Source organism: Gluconobacter sp. Dm-62 (assembly GCF_018256155.1).
Lineage (GTDB): Bacteria > Pseudomonadota > Alphaproteobacteria > Acetobacterales > Acetobacteraceae > Gluconobacter.
Map to the genome: position 1 here is coordinate 1 of NZ_JAERLY010000027.1, position 22,043 is coordinate 22,043.

23 protein-coding genes and 1 pseudogene are annotated in these 22,043 nt (G+C 63.1%); 9 read left to right on the forward strand and 15 right to left on the reverse strand.

Going from position 1 to position 22,043, the window contains the following annotated elements; translation table 11 throughout:
* Positions 1-76 precede the first annotated feature (76 nt).
* Positions 77-1,387: pseudogene (locus tag JK202_RS15055) on the forward strand (helicase C-terminal domain-containing protein); the annotation flags it as partial.
* On the opposite strand, the gene JK202_RS15060 reads toward JK202_RS15055, so the two are convergent.
* From JK202_RS15060 to JK202_RS15090, 7 genes are all read right to left on the reverse strand, one after another.
* Positions 1,378-2,619 (reverse strand): toxic anion resistance protein, encoded by a 1,242-nt coding sequence (locus JK202_RS15060; RefSeq protein ID WP_211562251.1) that lies wholly within the window; start codon positions 2,617-2,619, stop codon positions 1,378-1,380. The pseudogene JK202_RS15055 and the gene JK202_RS15060 overlap by 10 nt on opposite strands.
* 1 nt (position 2,620) lies before the next feature.
* Positions 2,621-3,478 carry a heavy metal-binding domain-containing protein gene (locus JK202_RS15065; RefSeq protein WP_211562260.1) on the reverse strand — a complete coding sequence of 286 codons (858 nt, stop codon included), beginning with the start codon at positions 3,476-3,478 and terminating at the stop codon, positions 2,621-2,623.
* 51 nt (positions 3,479-3,529) lie between these two features.
* Complete coding sequence (locus JK202_RS15070) at positions 3,530-4,420, reverse strand: hypothetical protein (RefSeq protein ID WP_211562261.1); 891 nt, start codon at positions 4,418-4,420, stop codon at positions 3,530-3,532.
* Between the two features lie 62 nt (positions 4,421-4,482).
* Entirely contained in the window at positions 4,483-4,869 is a 387-nt protein-coding gene (locus tag JK202_RS15075; protein ID WP_211562263.1) for a hypothetical protein, read from the reverse strand.
* A gap of 183 nt (positions 4,870-5,052) precedes the next feature.
* Positions 5,053-6,693 (reverse strand): chaperonin GroEL, encoded by a 1,641-nt coding sequence (gene groL, locus JK202_RS15080; RefSeq protein ID WP_211562265.1) that lies wholly within the window; start codon positions 6,691-6,693, stop codon positions 5,053-5,055.
* Between the two features lie 50 nt (positions 6,694-6,743).
* Positions 6,744-7,034, reverse strand: coding sequence for a co-chaperone GroES (groES, locus tag JK202_RS15085; protein ID WP_194254423.1), 291 nt, complete (start codon positions 7,032-7,034; stop codon positions 6,744-6,746).
* Positions 7,035-7,163: 129 nt separating this feature from the next.
* A complete protein-coding gene (locus tag JK202_RS15090) occupies positions 7,164-7,370 on the reverse strand; it encodes a DUF4169 family protein (protein WP_211562267.1) in 207 nt (68 codons plus the stop codon).
* A gap of 42 nt (positions 7,371-7,412) precedes the next feature.
* Between JK202_RS15090 and JK202_RS15095 the strand changes: the two genes are divergently transcribed.
* Positions 7,413-8,123: a dienelactone hydrolase family protein gene (locus JK202_RS15095; protein ID WP_249200131.1), complete on the forward strand. Its 711-nt coding sequence runs from the start codon at positions 7,413-7,415 to the stop codon at positions 8,121-8,123.
* A gap of 106 nt (positions 8,124-8,229) precedes the next feature.
* Complete coding sequence (locus tag JK202_RS15100; RefSeq protein ID WP_249200132.1) at positions 8,230-8,493, forward strand: hypothetical protein; 264 nt, start codon at positions 8,230-8,232, stop codon at positions 8,491-8,493.
* Positions 8,494-8,542: 49 nt separating this feature from the next.
* On the opposite strand, the gene JK202_RS15105 is transcribed toward JK202_RS15100, so the two are convergent.
* Complete coding sequence (locus JK202_RS15105; RefSeq protein ID WP_211562269.1) at positions 8,543-9,433, reverse strand: S-methyl-5'-thioadenosine phosphorylase; 891 nt, start codon at positions 9,431-9,433, stop codon at positions 8,543-8,545.
* Between the two features lie 286 nt (positions 9,434-9,719).
* On the opposite strand from JK202_RS15105, the gene hemF reads away from it, so the two are divergent.
* Together hemF and JK202_RS15115 are read left to right on the forward strand one after the other, a co-directional pair.
* Entirely contained in the window at positions 9,720-10,637 is a 918-nt protein-coding gene (hemF, locus tag JK202_RS15110) for an oxygen-dependent coproporphyrinogen oxidase (RefSeq protein ID WP_211562271.1), read from the forward strand.
* Positions 10,634-11,716, forward strand: coding sequence for a hypothetical protein (locus tag JK202_RS15115; protein WP_211562272.1), 1,083 nt, complete (start codon positions 10,634-10,636; stop codon positions 11,714-11,716). The genes hemF and JK202_RS15115 overlap by 4 nt, the downstream gene beginning before the upstream one ends.
* Before the next feature lie 5 nt (positions 11,717-11,721).
* Here the strand turns inward: JK202_RS15115 and JK202_RS15120 are convergent, their stop codons facing one another.
* On the reverse strand, positions 11,722-12,321 hold the full coding sequence (locus JK202_RS15120) for a Smr/MutS family protein (protein WP_249200133.1): 600 nt from the start codon (positions 12,319-12,321) through the stop codon (positions 11,722-11,724).
* Between the two features lie 128 nt (positions 12,322-12,449).
* Between JK202_RS15120 and JK202_RS15125 the strand changes: the two genes are divergently transcribed.
* Positions 12,450-12,659: a hypothetical protein gene (locus tag JK202_RS15125; RefSeq protein WP_211562273.1), complete on the forward strand. Its 210-nt coding sequence runs from the start codon at positions 12,450-12,452 to the stop codon at positions 12,657-12,659.
* Positions 12,660-12,772: 113 nt separating this feature from the next.
* Entirely contained in the window at positions 12,773-13,972 is a 1,200-nt protein-coding gene (locus JK202_RS15130) for a lipase family protein (protein WP_211562274.1), read from the forward strand.
* A 79-nt stretch (positions 13,973-14,051) separates the two neighbouring features.
* Here JK202_RS15130 and JK202_RS15135 read toward each other — a convergent pair whose 3' ends face one another.
* From JK202_RS15135 to JK202_RS15150, 4 genes are all read right to left on the reverse strand, one after another.
* Complete coding sequence (locus JK202_RS15135) at positions 14,052-15,527, reverse strand: cytochrome-c peroxidase (RefSeq protein ID WP_249200135.1); 1,476 nt, start codon at positions 15,525-15,527, stop codon at positions 14,052-14,054.
* An 81-nt stretch (positions 15,528-15,608) separates the two neighbouring features.
* Positions 15,609-16,427 (reverse strand): site-specific DNA-methyltransferase, encoded by an 819-nt coding sequence (locus JK202_RS15140; protein WP_211562276.1) that lies wholly within the window; start codon positions 16,425-16,427, stop codon positions 15,609-15,611.
* On the reverse strand, positions 16,424-17,566 hold the full coding sequence (locus JK202_RS15145; RefSeq protein WP_211562277.1) for a murein transglycosylase A: 1,143 nt from the start codon (positions 17,564-17,566) through the stop codon (positions 16,424-16,426). Before JK202_RS15145 ends, JK202_RS15140 begins: the two co-directional genes overlap by 4 nt.
* A 64-nt stretch (positions 17,567-17,630) precedes the next feature.
* The gene (locus tag JK202_RS15150) at positions 17,631-18,434 is read right to left on the reverse strand and encodes a Tim44/TimA family putative adaptor protein (protein WP_211562279.1); all 804 of its coding nucleotides are present in this window, start codon (positions 18,432-18,434) and stop codon (positions 17,631-17,633) included.
* Between the two features lie 193 nt (positions 18,435-18,627).
* Here JK202_RS15150 and secB point away from each other — a divergent pair, with 193 nt between their 5' ends.
* The gene (gene secB, locus JK202_RS15155) at positions 18,628-19,149 is read left to right on the forward strand and encodes a protein-export chaperone SecB (RefSeq protein WP_211562281.1); all 522 of its coding nucleotides are present in this window, start codon (positions 18,628-18,630) and stop codon (positions 19,147-19,149) included.
* Here secB and JK202_RS15160 read toward each other — a convergent pair whose 3' ends face one another.
* Entirely contained in the window at positions 19,150-19,797 is a 648-nt protein-coding gene (locus tag JK202_RS15160) for a uroporphyrinogen-III synthase (RefSeq protein ID WP_349291877.1), read from the reverse strand.
* A gap of 50 nt (positions 19,798-19,847) precedes the next feature.
* Positions 19,848-20,897 carry a hydroxymethylbilane synthase gene (gene hemC, locus JK202_RS15165; RefSeq protein WP_211562287.1) on the reverse strand — a complete coding sequence of 350 codons (1,050 nt, stop codon included), beginning with the start codon at positions 20,895-20,897 and terminating at the stop codon, positions 19,848-19,850.
* Positions 20,898-20,964: 67 nt separating this feature from the next.
* On the opposite strand from hemC, the gene tsaD reads away from it, so the two are divergent.
* Positions 20,965-22,043: tRNA (adenosine(37)-N6)-threonylcarbamoyltransferase complex transferase subunit TsaD (tsaD, locus tag JK202_RS15170; RefSeq protein WP_249200136.1), on the forward strand; the 1,079-nt coding region annotated here is incomplete at its 3' end.

The window sequence follows — 22,043 nt, forward strand, 5'->3', positions numbered from 1 at the left end:
ACCGAAAGACCATTGCCCTTGGACTTGCTGATCTTCTGCCCCTGCGCATCGAGGAACAGCTCATAGGTCAGCCCTGCTGATCCCCGAGGAACCCGCGCCGGACAACCCGTCCGAGGCCTTCCTTCGCGCTCTGAACCACCAGCTCCGCGCACGCCAGACCAAGGACAGCCGCGACGGCTATATTTCGGCGGAATGTGACCTTCACCCCGTCAACGCCGATGTCGCCAGCGCCGCCGAAACCCTCAGCCGCGCCCTGACCCGCCTGCGCGATCCCATCCGGATGCTGGCCGACCGCCTCGCCGGACAGGCCGAAGATGACGCGGAAATGGATGCCCCGACCCGCCAGCGCATTGAGGCCATGATCCGCACCCTGCACCGCCGCGCCATCAGCCGCCTGTCCGGCTGGATCGGCATGCTGGACGCCCTTCAGACGCCCCCCGAACCCGACGTCACCCCCACTTTCGTGGACTTCATCCGCACCGAACGCCTGCCCCGCACCCGCGCAACACAAGGCGACCATGACATCGGCCTGTACCGGCACTGGCTGGACCCGACCATTCCCTTCGTCTCGACAATCCAGACACCCGCCCACGGCCTGCTCATGACGTCCGCCACCCTGCGCGACCAGACCGGCCACGGAGACAGGGAAAACGAGGCAAGCTGGCACGCCGCCGAACTGCGTCTGGGCGCCACACATTTCCTGAAACCGCCGATCCGCGCCTCGGTCATGAGCCCGTTCGACTACGCCACGCAAACACGCGCCTATGTCATCACGGACGTCTCGGGCGAAATCCCGTCACTGGCCCACGCCTTCCGCGCCCTGTTTGAAACCGCAGGCGGCGGTGCGCTCGGCCTCTTCACAGCCATCCGCCGCCTGCGCGAAGTCCATCGCCGCATCCACGAACCACTGGAAACGCAGGGATTCCCGCTCTACGCACAGCATGTCGATGCCATGGACAACGCCACCCTTGTGGACGTCTTCCGCACCGAAACCCATAGCTGCCTGCTGGGAACGGACGCGATGCGCGATGGCGTGGACGTCCCCGGCGAGGCCCTGCGCATGGTCGTGTTCGAAAAAACGCCCTGGCCCCGCCCCGACATCCTGCACCGCGAACGCCGCCGCCTGCTGTCGGAAGGCCGCCCCGGCGATTATGACGACCGCATCACCCGCATGCGCCTGCGTCAGGCTTTCGGCCGCCTGATCCGTCAGGGCACCGATCGCGGCGTCTTCGTCATGCTGGACCGCCGGATGCCCTCACGCCTGCTCTCCGCCTTCCCGGACGGCGTGGACGTCCGACGCATGCCACTGGCCGGAGCACTCGAAGACATCGCCCGCTTCCTGCGTCCCGAAGAGCAGGAAAACGGACCACCCCTCCTTCAGGGCTGACTTAAGGGCTGAACGGACTGCTGCGCCAGACTGCGCATACTCGTTGCCAGACGGTCGCGCAGCTGATGCAGTTCCTTTTCCTGCTCCTGCGCCCGTTCGGCCGCGAGCCGGTCGTTATGCGCCATCTCGCCCAGAGCCTGCGTCACCTTGTCCGCTGCCTGCGCCAGCGCTTCCATCTGCCGCGGGTCCACACCCCGGCTCGCAGCCGTCGTCCGCGCCGCATCCAGCGCACCATCGGCCACAAGCCCCAGGATCTTCCGGTCCGCATCGTTCAGCGCATCGCGCGCCGTGGCAGCATTGCGGTTGTCCACCTGCCCCACCGCCACCGCACAGGCCGCCTTCAGATTGGGAATGGTTTTCGTCAGCGCCGAATGCAGCGCCATGATCCGCGCTTCCGCCGCCTCACGCGTGCTCTTGATCATCGGAATGGTCAGGGCAGCCCGCATCAGTCCTTCGCGTTGCTCACTCAGATGTCCCGAGAAGTTCGCCAGACGCCCGCGCAGCTCCATGACCTCGGCCGCGTCCACAGGATCCTGCGTCTCCATCGCATGCTGACGCAACGTCTCGACTTTCCGCTCGCCCTCTTCAAGCGCAAGCTGCCCGGCCGCGATGTCAATATTCAGCTCCCGCACACCCTGCCGAAGCGCCTGATACATGTCCTCGAACGACGTGATGTTCCGCTTGAGATCGGCAATCGTGACCCGCGCCTTGGCTTCCTGCTGGTCCATCAGGGCATTGAATTTCTTGCGGTTCTCGGCAAATCCGCCAAGCGCATCCTTCGCGCCCCCCAGCAGACCGCCCATTTTCGCCAGAAACCCACCCGGAGCCCCGCCTTCGCCCCGCGCCAGCTTCTGCAGATCCCCAATCCGCAGGATCTTCACACCATCCAGAACCCCCGCCGCGATTTCACCAACCGCATCGCTTTCGCCCAGCGTCCGCCCGGCCAGCATCCGGTCCGAAACCTTCGCAAGCTCCCCAAGCGCACCCATGCCATGCGACAGCAGCGTGTTCAGATCCGCAAAATCGATCGTCCCGGCCCGCCGATGCGCCTCCTCAACCATGTCCGCCGGCAGACGGCTGATCTCCACCAGCCGCGGAAAAGCCGGCATTGGCTCCAGCGCCACCGGCACAGCCCCCGTGGCAACCGGCGCTTCAACCTTCACAGGAGCAGGCGCAGGCTCGTCGGCATAAAGATCACTCAGATCCAGCGGTCTGGTCTCGTCAGCACTCATGTCAGTCATCCAGCGTCAGGGTGAAAGTCGGATCGATGCGGAACTCCGGGTCCGGCTTACCGGTATCGTACATGGCTGTCCCGACTGCCAGAAACTCGACGATATGATCGCCCCAGACATGCGATTCCTCTCGCAACGTCGTCCCAATGATCTCATTGGCCCCGACCTCCGCCGCATGGGCCGACATCCGCTCCATCGCGTGCTCGCGCGCTGTGTAATAGGCCTGCGTAAACAGATCGAGCTCCACGCATTGCATGGCCTGCTTGAGCGTCGTCATCAGGCTGCGGCGCGGAATATGCTGCACGCAACACCCCAGAACCAGATCCAGCGGCCGCCGCCCCGCCCGCAACGCCAGCGCGAAATCCTGCCCTGACAGATCGGATGTGAACGGCCGCCCGTCCGGCCGCCGATACCCCGGATGCCCCTCGGCATGGACGATGGCCGTCCCGAACGCCCGGAACTCCAGCATCCCGCTATCCGCAAGCTGCGAAATCTCCAGCCGCGTCCCCACGATCCCGTCCGCACCAAGCTGCTCGGCCTCCTCGCGCATGATCTCGACCGCTTTCTCACGCGCGCCATACATGGCCCCCGTCAGATCCGTCAGCTCATAGGACGTGTTGCGGAACTGCGTATTGGCCTGCACCTTCCAGATGCTGTTCCCGAGACACAAGCCAAGCGCCCGGAACCCGGCCTGCTCGACAACCAGCAGTTCGCGTACGCTGAAATCCGACGTCGCAACCCGCCCTCCAGAAGCTCTCGCCGGGAGCGCTTCGCCACCCTGAGCCGGTTCGGACGCACCGCTGCCGCCCCAGCCCGGAGGAAGACTGTCAAAACCCGGAACCTGATCAAAGATACCCATGGGAATCCCGCTGCAAAATCCAAAAGAATACGAGGCCGCTCAAAACGCGCCTCAGAAAAGATCACCCAGCCCGTCGAACAAACTGCCAAGCCCTTCGGCCACTTCGCTGACGACTTCGCCGCCAACCTCAAGCCCCAGAACAGCCGCCTCGACGCGCCCTTCCCCAGCTTCTTCCTCAACCTCGATCCGGTTGGACACCCCGGCAAACAACGGCCGATGCTGCACGCCTGGACGCACCGTCTCCTCAAGCCCACAGAGCATCACAGGCGAAACGGAACCCTGCCCACCAATCCGCCGATAGCCCAGAATACTCACCGCCGCCCGCACCTGGATCGACCGCACAACACCCCGCTCCGACCGGACCATCAACCCGACCGTCTCGTCATGCCCCAGCGCACCGTCCCAGTCCTGACACATCGGATCGTTCCGCAAACTCAGCGCCGCCGCATCCCGCGCGTCGCGCTTTGCCTGCGTCAGAAGTGCACTCTCCCCGATACTCACCGCATCGAAAAAACCTTCCAGAGGCCCCGTATACCGGACCTCTTCCCACGTCCCGACACCGTAGCTCACCGGCACGATCCCCGCCGCAAGCGCCACGTCCAGCGTTGCTGCGTTCCACGGTACACAGGGCAGCACACCCGCACCGTCAAGCTGGGGAACCCGCACGGCCTCACCATGCAGCATGAACCCAAGCGCGCCGCCATGATGCTCCAGCCGGTAACGCAGGTTCAGAACCGCATCCGCCCCCAGCGCCCGCGCCTGCCCCCGGATCCGGTCCGTCGCCGTCCGCCAGCCGGCCTCATGCACCGCCTGCCAGCCCATCCCTGACTTCCACCAGGTTTCAGCATGCACATTCCCCAGCGGCGCAATCGCCATGGACGGCGTCAGAAGCGCCTGCCGCACCGAGCCCAACCGCACTAGAGGCCGGGGCCTGCCGTTCATCTCATGAAATGCCTTGGACTCTGGTTCCTTTTTCGAACCGGAAGACCACGGAAACAGCCCCATCACGGCTGGAAATCCGTTAGTTCCGCCGCAGCCTGCCCCTCGCCTGTAACCGCCAGCCCTGCCTCGTGCATCTTCTGGCGCAACTGTACGATCCAGTCCCGGACAGGAACCTGTTTGCGGCTGATGACCACGCCGCGAACCTCATGTGCAATCTCGGCCACGACCGCGGCACCCTCACGCCGGAGCCCAAAAACCCGCGTCTCGAACTGAAGGGAAAGCCCCTCGATCTCCACCGTCCGCTTCAGCCAGCCCCGCGCTCTGCGCGAGACGATCGTCTGACGCGGAAAAGCCTGCTCGCAAAACACAGCGAACTTCTCCAGAAAGCGCTCACGGCCGCCCTCGGCTTCCCTGATCAGCGCTGCAAGATCATCGATATTCCCGCTCATGAGCCCCTCTCCGAGATCCCTGTTACACTTCGACAGGTTTCCCTGTCCGTCAATCAGGAAATTCCGCTCCCGGAAAGTTCGCACAAAAAAAGCCCCTGACCCGTAGGCCAGAGGCTTTTTTGCAACATATCGGGCGTCCCTCGCCCCTTCCGTGGAAGGAGCGGAAGACGGACCGGACTTCGATCAGAAGTCCATGTCACCCATGCCGCCCATGCCACCCGGAGCGCCGGCCGGAGCCTTCTTCTCGGGACGCTCGGCAACCATGGCTTCCGTCGTGATCAGCAGACCACCAACCGAAGCGGCATCCTGCAGAGCCGTACGCACAACCTTGGTCGGATCGATGATGCCGGCCGCGACCAGGTCCTTGTACTCACCCTTCTGAGCGTCGAAACCAAAGACATAGCTGTCGTTCTCAAGCACCTTGCCAGCAATGACAGCGCCGTCTTCACCGGCGTTGAAAGCGATCTGGCGCAGCGGAGACTGCAGAGCCTTGCGAACGATCTCGCCACCGACGCGCTGGTCGTCGTTGTCGAAGGTCAGACCCTTCAGAGCGGACGATGCGCGGGCCAGAGCCGTGCCACCGCCCGGTACGATGCCTTCTTCAACGGCAGCGCGGGTAGCGTGCAGAGCATCGTCAACGCGATCCTTGCGCTCCTTCACCTCGACCTCGGTGCTGCCACCGACGCGGATGACGGCAACGCCACCAGCCAGCTTTGCGAGACGCTCCTGGAGCTTCTCGCGGTCGTAGTCAGACGTCGTTTCCTCGACCTGCGCACGGATCTGGTTGCAACGGCCCTTAATGTCGTCGCTGTTGCCAGCACCCTCGACGATCGTGGTGTTTTCCTTCTCGATGTGGATCTTCTTGGCGCGACCCAGCATTTCGAGCGTGACGGATTCCAGCTTGATCCCGATGTCTTCGGAAATCACCTGGCCGCCCGTCAGGATGGCGATGTCCTCAAGCATCGCCTTGCGACGGTCACCGAAGCCCGGAGCCTTGACGGCAGCGATCTTCAGACCACCACGCAGCTTGTTCACGACCAGCGTGGCAAGAGCTTCACCATCGACGTCTTCGGCGATGATCACCAGCGGGCGGCCGGACTGCACAACGCTTTCGAGAAGCGGCAGCATCGGCTGAAGCGAAGACAGCTTCTTTTCGTGGATGAGGATGTACGGGCTGTCGAGATCAGCCGTCATCTTCTCCGGGTTCGTCACGAAGTACGGGGAGATGTAGCCACGATCGAACTGCATGCCCTCGACAACGTCGAGCTCGGTGTGCAGGCCCTTGGCCTCTTCCACCGTGATGACGCCCTCGGAACCGACCTTCTGCATGGCAGAAGCAATCATTTCGCCGATTTCGCTCTCGCCGTTGGCGGAAATCGTTCCGACCTGGGCGATCTCTTCCGGAGACGTGATCTTCTTGGTGTTGTTCTTCAGTTCCTGAACAACCACGCCGACAGCCTTGTCGATGCCGCGCTTCAGATCCATCGGGTTCATGCCAGCGGCAACAGCCTTGGCGCCCTCACGGATGATGGACTGTGCCAGCACGGTTGCGGTCGTGGTGCCGTCGCCTGCGATGTCGTTCGTCTTGGATGCGACTTCACGGACCATCTGGGCGCCCATGTTCTCGAACTTGTCGGCCAGTTCGATTTCCTTGGCAACCGACACACCGTCCTTGGTGATGCGCGGTGCGCCAAAGCTCTTGTCGAGAACAACGTTACGACCCTTCGGGCCGAGCGTCACCTTGACGGCATTTGCGAGGATATCAACGCCACGCAGCATACGCTCGCGGGCATCAGCGCCGAACTTTACGTCCTTGGCAGCCATAATTCTTACTCCTGAATGAGGTTTTTACGAGAGGAAACGGGGACGGCTGTTCAGCCGATCACACCCATGATGTCGCTCTCTTTCATGATCAGCAGCTCTTCGCCGTCGATCTTGACCTCGGTGCCGGACCACTTGCCGAACAGCACCTTGTCACCAGCCTTGACGTCCAGAGCCACGATCTGGCCCTGCTCGTTGCGGGCACCCGGGCCGACGGAAACGATTTCGCCTTCGGTCGGCTTGTCCTTGGCGGTGTCAGGAATGATGATGCCGCCAGCGGTCTTCTCTTCGCCCGTCAGGCGACGGACCACTACGCGGTCATGAAGGGGACGAAACTTCGTCATGGATCGCTCCATTATTGGCCATACCCTTGTACAAAGCAGCATGGCCGGGTTGCTGCACTCAATGACTGCAGTGCATTTGGCACTCTCACATGGAGAGTGCCAAAGACATAGGCCCCCAACCCGTTTCCGTCAAGGTTTTCCGCTGCCGTCCCCGGCCGGTCCGGAAGAAAGTTTCCGCCCGTCAAGCAGGCTCACCACCCGCTGTTTTTCCATGTTTTCGGCCAGTTTCTGCCCCTTGGTCCGTCCATGCAGACGGCGGTTGGCATCCGCGACCTTTGCATCCTCGACGCTCTTGCGGCGTTTGCGTTCCCGGCGGAGATTGATGACGTCGCTCATGGCTCACGGCCTTCCGGGCATTACAAGACTGGATACACAGACATGAAACACAGCTCTTCGGACAAGAAAACCCCCGTGGCAGGCCGGATGGTCAAGCTGACAGCCACGGACGGACACAGCTTTGGCGCTTGGGAAGCCGGCTCTGCGGAGTCGCCCCTCGCCCTCATCGTCGTGCAGGAAATTTTCGGCCTCACCGACCATATCCGCAACGTCTGTAACGACTTCGCGGCCGAAGGTTTCCACGTCCTCGCCCCGGCCGTGTTCGACCGCACAAAACCCGACACCGTTCTGGAATATTCGCAGGCTGGCGTCACCGAAGGCCTCGAACTGCGCAGCCAGATCCCGTCGGAGAAAACACTGGCCGACATCACCGCCTGCGCCAAAGCCCTGCGCGATGCCGGTCATCAGAAAGTCGGCATCATCGGCTTCTGCTGGGGCGGCCTGCTCGCCTGGCTCACCGCCACCCGTACCCATGACGTGGATGCAGCCGTAAGCTGGTACGGTGGAGGCATCAGCAACCATGTCGAAACCGCACCGCACTGTCCGGTCGAGCTACATTTCGGCGGCGAGGATTCCTCGATTCCGCACATCGAAATCCAGAAGATCCGCGATGCCCGTCCCGAGATTGAAGAATATGTCTATGACGACGCCGGTCACGGCTTCGGCTGCCCCGAGCGCCCGAGCTTCAACCGCGATGCCCGAGACCTTGCTTGGTCCCGCAGCGTCGATTTCCTGAAAACCAACCTCGCCTGACACGACCTCCCGCCACGGTGACACAGACTGTCGCAAAACCGAGGAAGGGGTTTATACTGATGACAAGCCCGGCAAACCCAGCACCGGCTCAGACAGGAGTTCCAAGATGAGCACCAATCCGCTCAAAGACGACCCCAAGCACGACGCCGCAATCCGTCACGAAGCGCGTCTTCTGTGGGAAGCCGACGGCAAGCCGGCCTGTGGCCCCGAAGGCTATCTTGAAAAAGCGACCGATCTGATCGCCATCAAGGGCGTTCCCGAAGGTACCCCGGTCAAGGACCTGCCGCCGGTGGAACTGGACGGCGTGGAAATCGATGATGCGCGTGCAGGCATCGACCTGAACGCGGACCCGAATCACAATTTCGACTGATCCATGACATCCGCCGCGCCCGCTTCACGCCGGCGCGGCTCTCAGGGCCTCAGCCCTGCTTCAGAACACGTCCGGCAACGGCATCGAGCTTGGCCACCAGCTTCGGATCACGTGCAGCCGGCGCCGTAATGATGGCATGATCCAGCGCCCGCTCGGCCGTCAGATCCACAGCACGCTTCTTGCCCAGCACTGGAATGACAGCCTTCACAAGACGGCGCGCATTCTCGGCATTCCCCGTCATAACCTTCACGACGGCCTCAACCGTCACGCTGTCATGCTCGGTGTGCCAGCAGTCGAAATCCGTAACCATCGCAACGGTCGCGTAATTCATCTCCGCTTCCCGCGCGAGCTTGGCTTCCGGCATGTTCGTCATGCCCACAACCGAACAGCCCCAGGAGCGATACAGTTCGCTCTCAGCGCGCGTGGAGAACTGCGGACCTTCCATTACAAGATACGTCCCGCCCCGCGTGAACGGAATGCCGAGCGCGCCCGCTTCGCCCTGCACCACATCCAGCACGCGCGCCGAAACCGGGTCCGCCATGCCGACATGCGCCACACAGCCCGTGTCGAAGAAGCTCTTCTCACGCGCGAAACTGCGGTCAATGAACTGGTCCACCAGCACGAAATGCCCCGGCGGCAGCTCTTCCTTGAGCGAACCTACAGCCGAAAGTGACAGAATATCCGTCACGCCCGCGCGCTTGAGCGCATCGATATTGGCACGGAAGTTCAAACGTGAAGGCGGGATGGGATGCCCCCGCCCATGACGCGGCAGAAACACGCACTGCACGCCCTCGAACGTCCCAAACAGCAGTTCGTCGGACGGCTCGCCCCACGGCGTTTCAACCCGGCGCCATTCCTTGTTTTCGAGTCCGTCGATGTCGTACAGCCCCGAGCCACCGATCACACCGATGACGGGCTGGATTTCCTGTTCCGAAGACATGTCTGTTCCTACTGTTGGTTATTCCGCTCTGCCCGTTCTGGACCACGAGAACGCCCGGCGCGCAAGCCTTGCAATCCGCACCCGCTTTCCCCCGCATCCGGAAAAACTTTTTCACAAAAACCTGCCGCTTTTACGAAATGAAAACGTCTTTGCGCCATCGTCCCGCCACGGATGGCCGCCACCAATGAGCGTCAGTCATGCATCAACCAACTGTTCGGCGACGGTACGATTTGCTAGGACACTGCGCGTAACAAAGTTTTGTCCTGTATAGACGGGGGAAGAAAAAATGGACCAGATCAGCCCCGGTTTCGTTGAAACCGTTCGTCCAGACGTGCCTCACGACGCCCTCAAGCGAGACGCCAAAGCCTGGTTCGAAACCCTCCGTGACCGCATCTGCGCGTCCTACGAAAAACTCGAAGACGAAGCAGCCGAAGGTGGCTCGCAGGTCCTTCGTGACCGCACAGCCCCCGGCCGTTTCGAGCGCACTGTGTGGAACCGCCCCGAAGGCGGCGGCGGTGTCATGTCCGTCATGCGCGGCCGTGTGTTCGAAAAAGTCGGCGTCAACGTCTCGACCGTCTGGGGCGAATTCTCCCCTGAATTCCGCAAGAACATCCCCGGCGCCGACGAAGACCCGCGCTTTTTCGCAACCGGCGTCTCCCTCGTCGCCCATCCCTGCAACCCCCATGTGAGCGCCGCGCATTTCAACACGCGCATGATTATTACGACAAAGGGCTGGTTCGGCGGCGGAGGCGACATCACACCGATGTTCCCCGACAGCGCAGAAGCCCGGTCTGACGCGGATTACTTCCACAAATCGTTCGAAGACGCCTGCAACCGCCACGATCCGGAACACTATCCCCGCTTCAAGGAATGGTGTGACCACTACTTCCTCCTGCACCACCGCAACGAACCGCGCGGTCTGGGCGGCATTTTCTATGATCAGTTCTATACCGGCGATGAAACTCTCGATTTTGCGTTCACGAAGGACGTCGGCATGGCGTTCCACGACGCCTACCCCGCCGTCGTACGCCGCCGCATGTTCACCCCCTGGACCGAAGCCGACCGCGATGCCCAGCTCATCCGCCGGGGCCGTTATGTGGAGTTCAACCTGCTCCATGACCGTGGCACGCTGTTCGGCCTTAAGACCGGCGGTAACACCGAATCCATCCTCATGAGCATGCCGCCGGAAGTCCGCTGGCCGTGAGACTGACCCGACGTGCAGCCCTGAAGGGGCTGGCGGCCCTCACTGGAACCGCACCCTTCCTGAATATCTCGGTCCGCGCCGGGACCCTGACGGATGTCCAGCTCCTTCTGGGCGGCACGCTCGCCTCCATTCCCGGTCAGTTCGCAGAACTCGCCAGCGGCACCCTGTCACGCGCGCTGGACCTGGAAACACCGCTCGAACTGACCCCCGATATCGGTCAGGACGGCGTCCGGGCTGCCAATCTGTTCGACGCCAACAGCGCGCCCGACGGCAACACGGCCCTCGCCCTGCCCGGCGCCACCTTGATGGCTTCCCTGACCGGCGATTCCCGCGTCCATTACGATTTTGGCCGCTGGACCCCCGTCCTCGTGGCGTCCACCACGACCGTCGTCATCGCACGCACGGAACTGCACAAGACCCTGCGTAGTCGCCTGACCGGATTTTTTCACGATCATCCCGTCCGCCTCGCCGTCTCCCGCATCGGCGGCCCGGAACTCAACGCCCTGATGGGGCTGTCGCTCCTGGGCCTGCGTCCCATTCCCATGCCCGGCTACGTCGATTCATCAGCCGCGCTGGTCGCCCTTCACGCCGGAACGGTCGATGCCGTCCAGATTTCGCCCTACACGCTGGACCGGCCGCTCGATGACGTCCTCGCCAACCTCCCCGAAGGCACGAGCGCAATCTATTCCACCGGGGATCTGACGGACACGCATTCGACGACCATCCCAATTTTCATGGAAGCCTACCAGCAGGCCCGGCACCGCCCGCCAGAGGGACCATTCTACCATGCCTGGCAGGCTGTCTCCGCCGCCGCCGATACGGCTATGGCCATCGCACTGCCGATGCTGACACCGCCGGAAATCGTCACCCGATGGAGTCATGCCTGCTCTGCCGCCGCCGCGGATTCAGGCGTGCGCCGCTGGGCCGACATGCATCATTTCAAGCTGGCGACGGGCGAAAATGCCGCTCCGTTCCTGTCACGGACAGTCCCGGATCTGGGGGCCACGCTGGCCCTGCGCCGCTGGCTCGCCGTCAATACGCCCCGCTGGCGCGAGGGGCAGGAAACCCGCCACATCTGACGCTTTCAGCGACGGCGGGTCTTCAGCAAGATCCGGACCGACCCGTGATTGGCCGCATGGGGATGCACCACGGCCAGCACCATGGACCGCAGATCCCCGCGCTGAAGCCACAGCGGCAGTTCGCGCCGGATCAAACCGCTGGTCTCCCCGCTCCCAAGCCCGGTCACGACTTCCACGCAGCGCCAGTTCCGCACCCGGGCGCGCTGCATGAAATCATACAGCCGCTCAAACGCCTCCTGTACGACATATCCATGCAGGTCGAGCCGCGCATCCACCTTCATCTGCCCGCGTGACAGACGCTTCCAGCTCGTATCATCCAGCCCCGGCGCCCGCACGCCGACAGACAGCTCCGCCGGACGCGGCGTAGATCTTGGAGGCGACACCGGCACGAAAGACCGCCCCGTCATAACAGGCAAAGAGCGCGCCACCTCCGCCGCGGGTGCAGGCGGCTCGGCCTTCGCCACGGGCAGCATGCGACGCGGGGAGCGCGGAGACCGCAACGGCTTGATGTCACGGACAACCATCCGCCACAGCGTCGCCTCCTCCTCCCTCAGATCCCGCTTTGCCACACTGCCCTCACTTCCTGTCCGGCCACCCTTGTCCATCAGACAATTCAGGCCTCGAGCATGTAACGGCTTCCGGCATCATTGAACAATGTTCTTTCCGGATTTCGGCACTTCCCCAGCACTGATACGTTCAAACTTCAGGTTCCATTTTTCGAAAGAACAGAACCATGACCCACCTCACCCAGAAAGAACGCGACAACCTGCCCGACAGCGCCTTCGGTCTCCCCGAAAAGCGTGCCTACCCGATCGACACGCGCGCCCGCGCCAGTAACGCCAAAGCCCGCGCCACACAGGAATACGAGCGCGGCCTCCTGACCGCGGAAGAACGCGACCAGATCGACAAAGCCGCCGACCGCCGCCTCGCCCGGGACGATTAGACCACCCCCGCACTGGTAAATTCACTTGACGTTAAGGGACATGCCGTCAGTCTCGCTTCCGACCGATGCAACTTTCACCGGCCCCTGAAGCGAGACTGACAAAAGGATCTCCCATGTCCCTGCCTCTCCTGCGCAAGATCCTGCCTCTTCTTGCAAGCACGGCCCTCTGCGTCTCCGCTTTCACAGCTGCTTCCTCAGCACACGCCGCAGCCCCGCCCAGTGTCCAGAAGCCCGGAACCGTCACGGCCTCAGCGCCGCTCGCCGCAGCCCTCGGCCTTCCGGACGCCGGACGCGCCCTGCGCATCACCTATCTTTCGACAAACGGCATCACTGGCAAAGGCCTCGTTCCCGTCACCGCCGAAATCATCCTTCCCCCCGGCCCGGTCCCAAAGGGCGGCTGGCCGATTGTTGCCTGGGCCCACGGCACCGTCGGTGTGGATGACAGTTGCGCCCCGTCCCTCAATCCTTACAGCGACCGCAACAGCGTCTATCTCTCCACATGGATGAAACGCGGGGTCGCCATCGTCGCCACGGATTATCAGGGCCTCGGCGGCCCCGGCACCCACGCCTATCTGGACACGCGCGTCGAAGCGTACAGCGTACTCGACAGCGTCCGCGCCGCATTGGCCAACGTCCCGGACCTGAAAAACCAGATCATGATCGTCGGCCAGTCACAGGGTGGCGGGGCCGCCGTCGCCACAGCTGCCTTTGCACCAGCCTATGCCCCCGAACTGGATATCCGCGGCACGGTCGCGACCGGCGCGCCCTATGTAACGCCCGAACTCCTCGGCAACCTGCTCAAGGCAGCCTCACAGCCCGACGCCGGCTACAGCCCGCTCATCAATTACGTCCTCTACCTCGCCGCCGGTCTGGAAGGGCGCGACCCGCATTTCCGCCCGGAAGAGGCCTTCACTCCCAAGGCGCTTCCGGTCTATCGCAACGCCGCACATGAATGCCTGACGTCGCTGTCCCAGCAGGCAAAAGATGCGGGCCTGACGCTCCAGAACAGCCTCCAGCCGACCTTCCTCAAAGCCATGAGCCCGGCGCTGAAGGGTATGGAATTCCCCACCCTCAAACTGGCCCAGCCGCTCTTCACCGGCACCGGAACAGAAGACCGTGACGTTCCTCCCGCGCTTCAGCTCGGACTGGTCAAAGCCGCCTGTGCCGCCGGTTCCGTCGTTCAGGCCCATCTCTACAAGGGTCTGGATCACAGCGAGACGGTCAACGGCTCCCTGAAGGACTCCGCGATCTTCACCACCGAAGTCATGACCGGCCAGCCTGTCCCCCCGCAGTGCAACCCCGTTCCGCAATAAGCCCCTCCAGACACAGCCCATAAAAAAACGGCCCCGGATCATCCGGGGCCGTTTTTTATTCAGTCAGCTTGTGCTGACTTCAGTTCGAAGCCGGAGCCTGCAACGGCTGGTCAGCCTGCACATCCTTCAGCGGAATGCCTTCATACTTGCCCGTCAGCGTCTTGAGGAACGCCACGATATCCGTGACATCCTGATCGGCAATATCCGTATCTGGCGTCTCGTAACGTGCCATCTCCCGTACGACCTGCTCCAGCGTGGTGGCCGAGCCATCATGCAGCCATGGACCCGTCAGTTCGACATTGCGCAGGTTCGGAACCTTGAACCGTGCCCGGTCGCCTTCTGCATGCGTCACAGCCAGACGTCCTTCGTCCGCAGCCGTCAGCTTCGTATGACGGTTCTCGAAATACGGACCTTCCAGACCAAGGATTTCATACGCGTCGCCACCCACGGCAATGCCGCTATGGCAGCCCGAGCAGCCGATTTCCTTGAAGCGCTCATAGCCGCGCTTTTCCTGCGCCGTAATCGCCTTCTGGTCGCCCTTCAGATACAGGTCGAAGCGGCTGTCCGGCGTGATCAGCGTCTTTTCATATTCTGCAATCGCGCCCGTGATCGTGTCCTTGTCGATCTGGTCGGAGCCAAATGCTGCCGTGAACTGCCCGGCATAACCCGGCGTGCTGCGGACATGATCGGCTACGGTATTCCAGTCATGCGAGCCCATTTCCAGCGGGTTCATAACCGGACCGGCTGCCTGTTCCGCCAGATCCTTCGCACGGCCGTTCCAGAACTGCGCCATGCTGAACACGGAATTATAGACGGTCGGCACATTGATCGGGCCTTTCTGGCCACCAATGCCCGTCGCGGTCGTCAGGTTGTCCACGCCACCCTTGTTCAGACCATGGCAGCTCGCACAGTTGAGCGTGCCATCACCGGACAGCCCCTTGTCGAAGAACAGCGCCCGGCCCAGTTCGGCCTTCTTCCAGTCCACGTTCACACTCTCGGGGATCGGCTGGATCGGCTCGCCACGGAACTGTGCTGCCACGCCTGGTGTCGCATAGTAACGCTCGCGCTGCTCACGCACCCATTTCAGAATATCCGCGCGCTGCTTCTCGTCCAGATGCGCATGCGGATGCATCAGCAGATAGGCAGCCGGCGGCATGCGGTTCTGCGTGATGACTTCCTCGATGCGCGAAAGCTGCTCGACCGAAGGCGGCTTGCCGTCCTGCAATGCGGCCAGAACCGGCGCATATTCAAAGTGACGCTGCCCCTGCACCAGATCGCGCTTCATGATCTGGTTAGCCAGCGGCAGGCTGAAATAGAACGGCAGGTTCGCATTCTGCGTATGGCAGTAATCGCAGCGCACTTCCCGCAGAGCCGCGAACGCCGCCATCGCTGTCGGGTCCTGACGCGTCGGGCTGCTGGCTGACAGCTGCGGTGCTCCAGCATGATCGAAATGCTCGAGATATGTGACAGTCCCGCCCCAGACGACGACGCCCAGCGCCACCAGACCGGCAATTCCCTTTGTAATCGTGCTGGAACGCACCACTTTTCTCCTCATACTCACGGTGTCGTGATAATGTCGAAAAGTGACATGCAAAGTCAAAGTGATTGAACCTGTTAGAAAAACAGGTGTTGTCGATTAATCCTCATCCTCATGATCGATGGCCGCCCGCACCCGCTTGCGCGCCACGTTCACATAAGACGTATCGGTATCAATCCCGATCCCCACACACCCCATTCGCTCCGCCGCCACCAGCGTCGTCCCCGACCCCATGAATGGATCAAGCAGAACGCCGCCCGGCCGCAGTCCGTGCAGCCGGATACAGGCTTCAGGCAGCGCTACCGGGAACGTCCCCGGGTGGCTAAACTTCTCCTTGCGGCTGCGCACCGTCTCGTAAGGAATAAACCATGTATCGCCCCGGCAGCGGCGATCCGTGATGTGCTGACGCCGCACGATATTGCTCTTGTCCGTAAACGGCACACCCGCATCCAGCCGCTGAACCGGCACATTTCCCGTCTTGGTCAGATGGAACACGTGCTCATGGTTACGGTTGACGAAGCGGGCCGAATTCAGCGGCTTGAAATGGCCATACGTGATCTCGCCCACGGAAATCGACTTGATCCAGGTGATGTGGTTCTGAAGCACAAACAGCTTGCGCAGCCGCGTCATCAGCTCGAACGGCAGCCAGGGTTGCGAGGACGACCCCGCGATATTGAGGAAAAAAGAGCCGTCATCCTTCATCACCCGGCACAGACTGGTGCAGACATCCTCCAGCCAGTCCAGATACGCATCTTCCGGCAGACGATCCTGATACGTCCGGTACGGCACCCCCAGATTATAGGGCGGGGACGTCACCACCACATCCACACTCTGCGACGGCATCCGCTTGAGAACCGTCGTGCAGTCTCCCCGGATCAGCGTATGGACACCGAGCTTCTCCCGGCGACTGCGGATCATTGCGCCGCAGAATCCGCAGGCGGCCGCGGCAGAAACAGCACCATCCGGCCATGAGCATGCAGGTTCCCCGCCACGGACTGCGCGGTCGCCCCCCAGCCCGTGAACAGATCGGCACGTCCGGCACCCTTGATGTCCGTTCCGATATCCTGCGCAAACACCAGATGATCCCAGCTCACAGGCTGGCCCGCGCCGTAAGGCAGCTTCGTCTCTACCCAGAGCGGCATCGCAAACGGCACCATGGACCGATCGACCGCCACGGAACGCCCGGCCGTCAGCGGCATCCCGAACGCCCCTTTCGGTCCCTGAGCCAGATTGCCGTCATCGCGACGGAAAAAGACATAATTCGGATTACGCTCCATGACGGCCGTCATCCGGTCCGGATGCGCCTCAAGCCAGTTCCGGATGCTGTCCATGCTGACACCATCCGCAGGCAGTTCCCCGTCCTGTACCAGAACACGACCAAGCGGCACATAAGCCTGCCCGTTGCGCCCATCATAGCCAACACGCACCTGACCACCATCGGGCAGGATCAGCCGCCCGGAACCCTGGATCTGAAGGAAAAACAGATCCACAGGACTTTTCAGCCAGGCAATCTCCAATCCCTGCCCCGCCAGCGCTCCGCCATCAATCGCGGCCCGGTCGTAATACGGCGCAAACTGCCCGTTGACCCAGCGCCCGTTGACCATCTGGCCATTCGTCGCCTTCGCCCGAACCAGATCACGCGGACGCCCGTAAACCGGCGTCTGATACGCACCACCCTGTGTTAGGGATGCCGGGATCTGCGGCTCGAAATACCCGGTATAGAACGCATCCGTTCCCGCTTCGTAAGGCTGGAACCACGTCTCCAGATAAGTCCGCGCATCCGCAGCCGTCGCCAGTGCCGCACAGGCATTGCTCCAGTCTGCGGCATGACGCCCATAGGTGATGGCCTCGCTCCCGCCAAGCACCGTCTCGGGCGGCAACTGCGCCAGACGATGGCACTCATCGCGCAGCAGCGGCATCAGGGATGCGAAATCTTCCTGCCCCCAACCGGCAAGCGATTCATATCCAACAGGAAAAAGCGAAAGCGACGACGGCGCGTTCTGCGGCGTGCATCCGCACAGCACGCCGAGCGTCATCAGGGTCAGCAGTTTTTTCATCGGACCGGCAAAAAACTCGAAGCAGAAAACTCAGGCAGAAAATAAAAAAATCCGGCAGCAGCGATCAGGCCGGGCAGGACGCCGACAGGCGCCACCGCGCATCGGACTGACCAGCCACACGCTCGAACATCCACATGTCGTGGAATTCCGTCACGGCCTCGGTCCCGACCATCGGCTCACCCTGACGATCCGTCAGGATATTCACCTGACGCGACACGATCTTCACTTCGATTCGACCTGTCCGTGCACCATCCTCGCCGGAGACAATCATCGCATCCAGAATGGACAGGCTCTCGATCCCACGCAGATCGCTCCGCTGCGTTTCGCCAGCCTGCACGCGCGCATCAATCGCTGCCGAGAAAGCCTCAAGGGCGGCTGGCGTGAGCAGTTTTTCCAGTGCGCCACGATCCCCGACCGCAAAAGCCGGAACCACCTGCCGGAACGTCCCTTCAGCATCCTTCAGGAACCCGGAAGGCGAAAATCCGGGAAAAGCTGCCGCAATGTCTCCCAGAACGGTGCCAACACGTGTCGCGGGTGCGGGAATTTCATAATCCACATCCGGTGCCGCAGCCGCTTCAAACCCCGCGTTTCCGGCACCCGCTTTCCCCGCAGCCTGACCCGGCAGCGGCGGCGGCGCGCCCGGACACGCAGTTTCAGGTGCGGCGCCCTTCTGTGGGCCCTGCCCGAACCGCCCGACACCAGGGCGCTCCTGCCGTACGCCCTGCATCCCGACGCGACGGCCGAGCACACGGTACAGCCTCACCCCCAGCGCCACGGCGATCACGAACAGGACCACAAGGTCCCAGGGAAAATAATGACCCGCATGCGCCATGAGGCCCGCGGGGAGGTGGATGTCGTCAGAAGACATGAAGCCCTGTATTTCGCAGTGTTCGGTTAAAGATCCGTTGACCTACAGATAGGGTGCAATCCCTCCGATCTCAACCATCTGTCCGCCAGAAGCCTGTCTTGGCGTTCAGCAGACATCATGCTACCGCCGAGATATCGCAATCGTTCCAATCGATGTCCGCCACGGGCACAGCCCCTGCGGAACCGGAGACTGTATGTCAGAGAACACCACCGACAACGCTGCCCTGGGCCAGGAAAACGTGCCGGCCATGCCGCTGGCCATCAACCTGCAGTACACGAAGGATCTCTCCTTCGAAGTACCGGCTGGCGCCTCCATCTTCGCAACCCTGCGCTCTGCCCCGCAGATTTCCGTCAACATCGACGTCCAGGCCAACCGTCTGGAAGAAGATCAGGCCGTGTATGAAGTCGCCCTGGCCGTTCGCGCCGAAGCTGCCGAGCCGCCGGCACAGGAAGGCGGACAGGCCGGTCGCACGGTGTTCATCGCCGAACTGACCTATGCCGCCGTCGTGACGCTGAACAACCCGCCGGAAGAACTCATTGAGCCGATCCTGCTGGTTGAAGTACCGCGCCTGATCTTCCCGTATGTCCGCGCCATCGTCAGCGATGTCACGCGTGACGGCGGCTTCCCGCCGGTCGTGCTGCAGCCGATTGACTTCGTTGCCCTGTGGCAGGCCAAGCGCGCCCAGCAGTTCCCGGAACCCGCTGGCGAAGCCTGATCAGACTGCCGGCGCGAGCTGCTTCAGCGGATCGGGCCACATCACCGCGCGCCACTCCTTCGGGTCCAGGCGCGCGGCAATGGCCTCTGACAGACAGAGCGCCCGCACGGCAGACAATGCGGTCACCTCTTTGGCCCCGAGCGCATCCCTGAACGCCTCCGCCGTCTTTCCTGAATACAGCAGCACGGAATCGACTCGCCCGCTCCGCAGAGCCCGAGCCCCATCGTCAGGCAGAGCCGCACGCTTGCAGGCCGCATAAACCTCGATCCGCTGCACACCCAGATCCCGAGCCAGCTCCACGCCATAGCCTTCGCCACTGGCCAGCAGAACATCCGCGCCCGTAATGCTCCGCGCCCGACAGAACGCCGCCAGAGCCCGCGCATCCCCGTCCGCCGCCGTAACATTCACAAACCCGGCCTGCCGCGCCCGCGCCGCCGTCTGCCCCCCCACCGCGACCACCAGCCGATCCCTCGGCCAGTCCCGCAGCGCAGGCAGCGCATTCGCACTCGTCACCAGCACGGCACGGAACACGCCGGGCGCAACAGGCTCAAATGTCGTGATGTCCAGCATCGGACACGCCACCGCATCCCAGCCGAGCGCCCGGACCGCCGCCATCGTAGCGGACAATCCGGGCTCAGGCCGCGTCACCAGAACCGCGCGTCCCGGTTCAGGGCGGGACGGTTCAGGCTGGCAGAGCTTCAGGGACGCCTCATTTCATCAAAAATATGCGCCGGCGTATCGCGGCGAAGTTCGTCCGCAAGCTCGGTGCCCATCCGTGCGGCCTCAAGCGGCGCACCTTCAATCTCACGGCGCAGCAGAAATGTTCCGTCTTCACTGGCGATCATACCGCTCAGCTTCAGCACACCGTGCTCGATCCGGGCATACCCGCCGATCGGCGTCCGGCAGGAGCCATCCAGTTCCGCGAGAAGCGCACGCTCGGCCGTCGAAACCGCCCGCGCTTCCGGATCTTCGATCGCAGACAATAGTTCGCGCAGTTCCAGATCGCTCTCACGAACCGTCACACCCACAATACCCTGCCCAGAAGCCGGCAGCATCTGATGCGGCTCCAGCACGACGTCCACCCGGTCTTCCATACCCAGACGCCGCAGCCCGGCCAGCGCCAGAAGCGTTGCCTCGCACGCTCCAGCCCGCAGCTTGTCCAGCCGCGTCTGGACATTGCCACGCAGCAGACAGAACCGCAGATCCGGTCGCACATGCAGCATCTGCGCCTGACGCCGCACAGACGCACAACCGATCAGCGCCCCTTCTGGCAGACAGTCATACGGCCGCTCCGGATCCACCGTCACGGTCCGGTCCCGCAAAATTAGCGCATCGCGCGCGTCCTCACGCTTGAGCGTGCAGGCCAGCACAAGGCCCGGCGGCAGGTTGGTTTCCAGATCCTTGAGGCTGTGGACCGCAAAATCGATCCGCCCGGCTACCAGCGCCTCGTGAATTTCCTTGGCAAAGAGACCCTTGCCGCCGATTTCCGCCAGACGCTGCGCCTGATTGCGGTCGCCCTCGGTGCTGATCTGGTATTCCTGAAACGCCCCCATATCGCGCAGAACGGGGCAGAACCGTGTCAGGCGCGTCAGAAAGTTCCGCGTCTGGACCAGCGCCAGCGGAGACGCCCGCGACCCGACACGAAGAGGGAGCTTGCGGCCGGTAGGCGGCTCAGCGGCATGGGAGCGGCGGACGGCTTCCGCGGCGACTCTCTGGAGCGCCTCGGAAGGCAGGACGGGAGCGTTCATGAGCGGCAGCTTTAGCCCATTCACACGGGACTGTCATGATATGACAGACTCGGCCATAATAAGACCCATGTCAGCCCCCGCTACTTCTCCATCGACGCCCACACGCCCCCTTCTGGCCATCGAAACCTCCTGCGACGACACGGCCTGCGCCATCCTCGCTTACGACGGCACGATCCTGGCCGAAGGCGTCCTGTCCCAGACCGACCACGCCATTCTCGGCGGCGTCGTCCCGGAAATCGCGGCACGCGCCCATCTGGACGCCCTGCCCGCGCTGGTCGCGGAAGTGCTAAAAAAAGCCTCGCTGACGCTGGCCGACATCGACACTTTCGCAGGCACGACCGGGCCCGGCCTGATCGGCGGCCTGATCGTCGGCAGTTCCTACGCCAAGGGACTGGCCATGGCGCTGCATCGCCCCTTCGTGGCCGTGAACCATATTGAGGCCCACATCCTAACCCCGCGCCTCCCCAGCCTCGGCGCGGATTTGCACTTCCCTTACCTGACGATGCTGGTCTCGGGCGGCCACTGTCAGTGCGTTTCGGTCGAGGAAACCGGCCGCTACGTCCGCCTCGGCGGCACGATCGACGACGCTGCCGGCGAAGCCTTCGACAAGGTCGCCAAAATGCTCGGCCTCGGCTGGCCCGGCGGCCCCGCTCTGGAAAAACTCGCCACCGAAGGCCGCGACGACGCGTATGCACTCCCCCGCCCCCTCAAGGGCCGCGAAGGCTGCGATTTCTCGTTCTCAGGCCTCAAGACCGCCGTCAGCCGCGTGATCGACGCACAGGACCCGACCGGCAGCCGCGACGCCCTGCCCCGCCAGTTCGCAGCAGACGTCGCTGCCTCCTTCCAGCGAGCGGTTGCGGACGTCATGGCCGACCGCGCCGAACACGCCCTCGCCCTCAGCCCGGACGCCACGGCCCTGGTCGTCGCAGGCGGTGTCGCCGCCAACAAAACCCTGCGCCACGCCCTCGAACAGGTCGCGGCAAACCACGGCATCCCCTTCTTCGCCCCGCCTCTGCGCCTGTGCACGGACAACGCAGTCATGGTCGCCTGGGCCGCCCTCGAACGCCTGCACGCAGGCGGGGCGGCCGTCGATCTGGACCATCAGTGTCTTGAGAACGTGGTCCGGCGACAGGCCGAGTGCTGCGG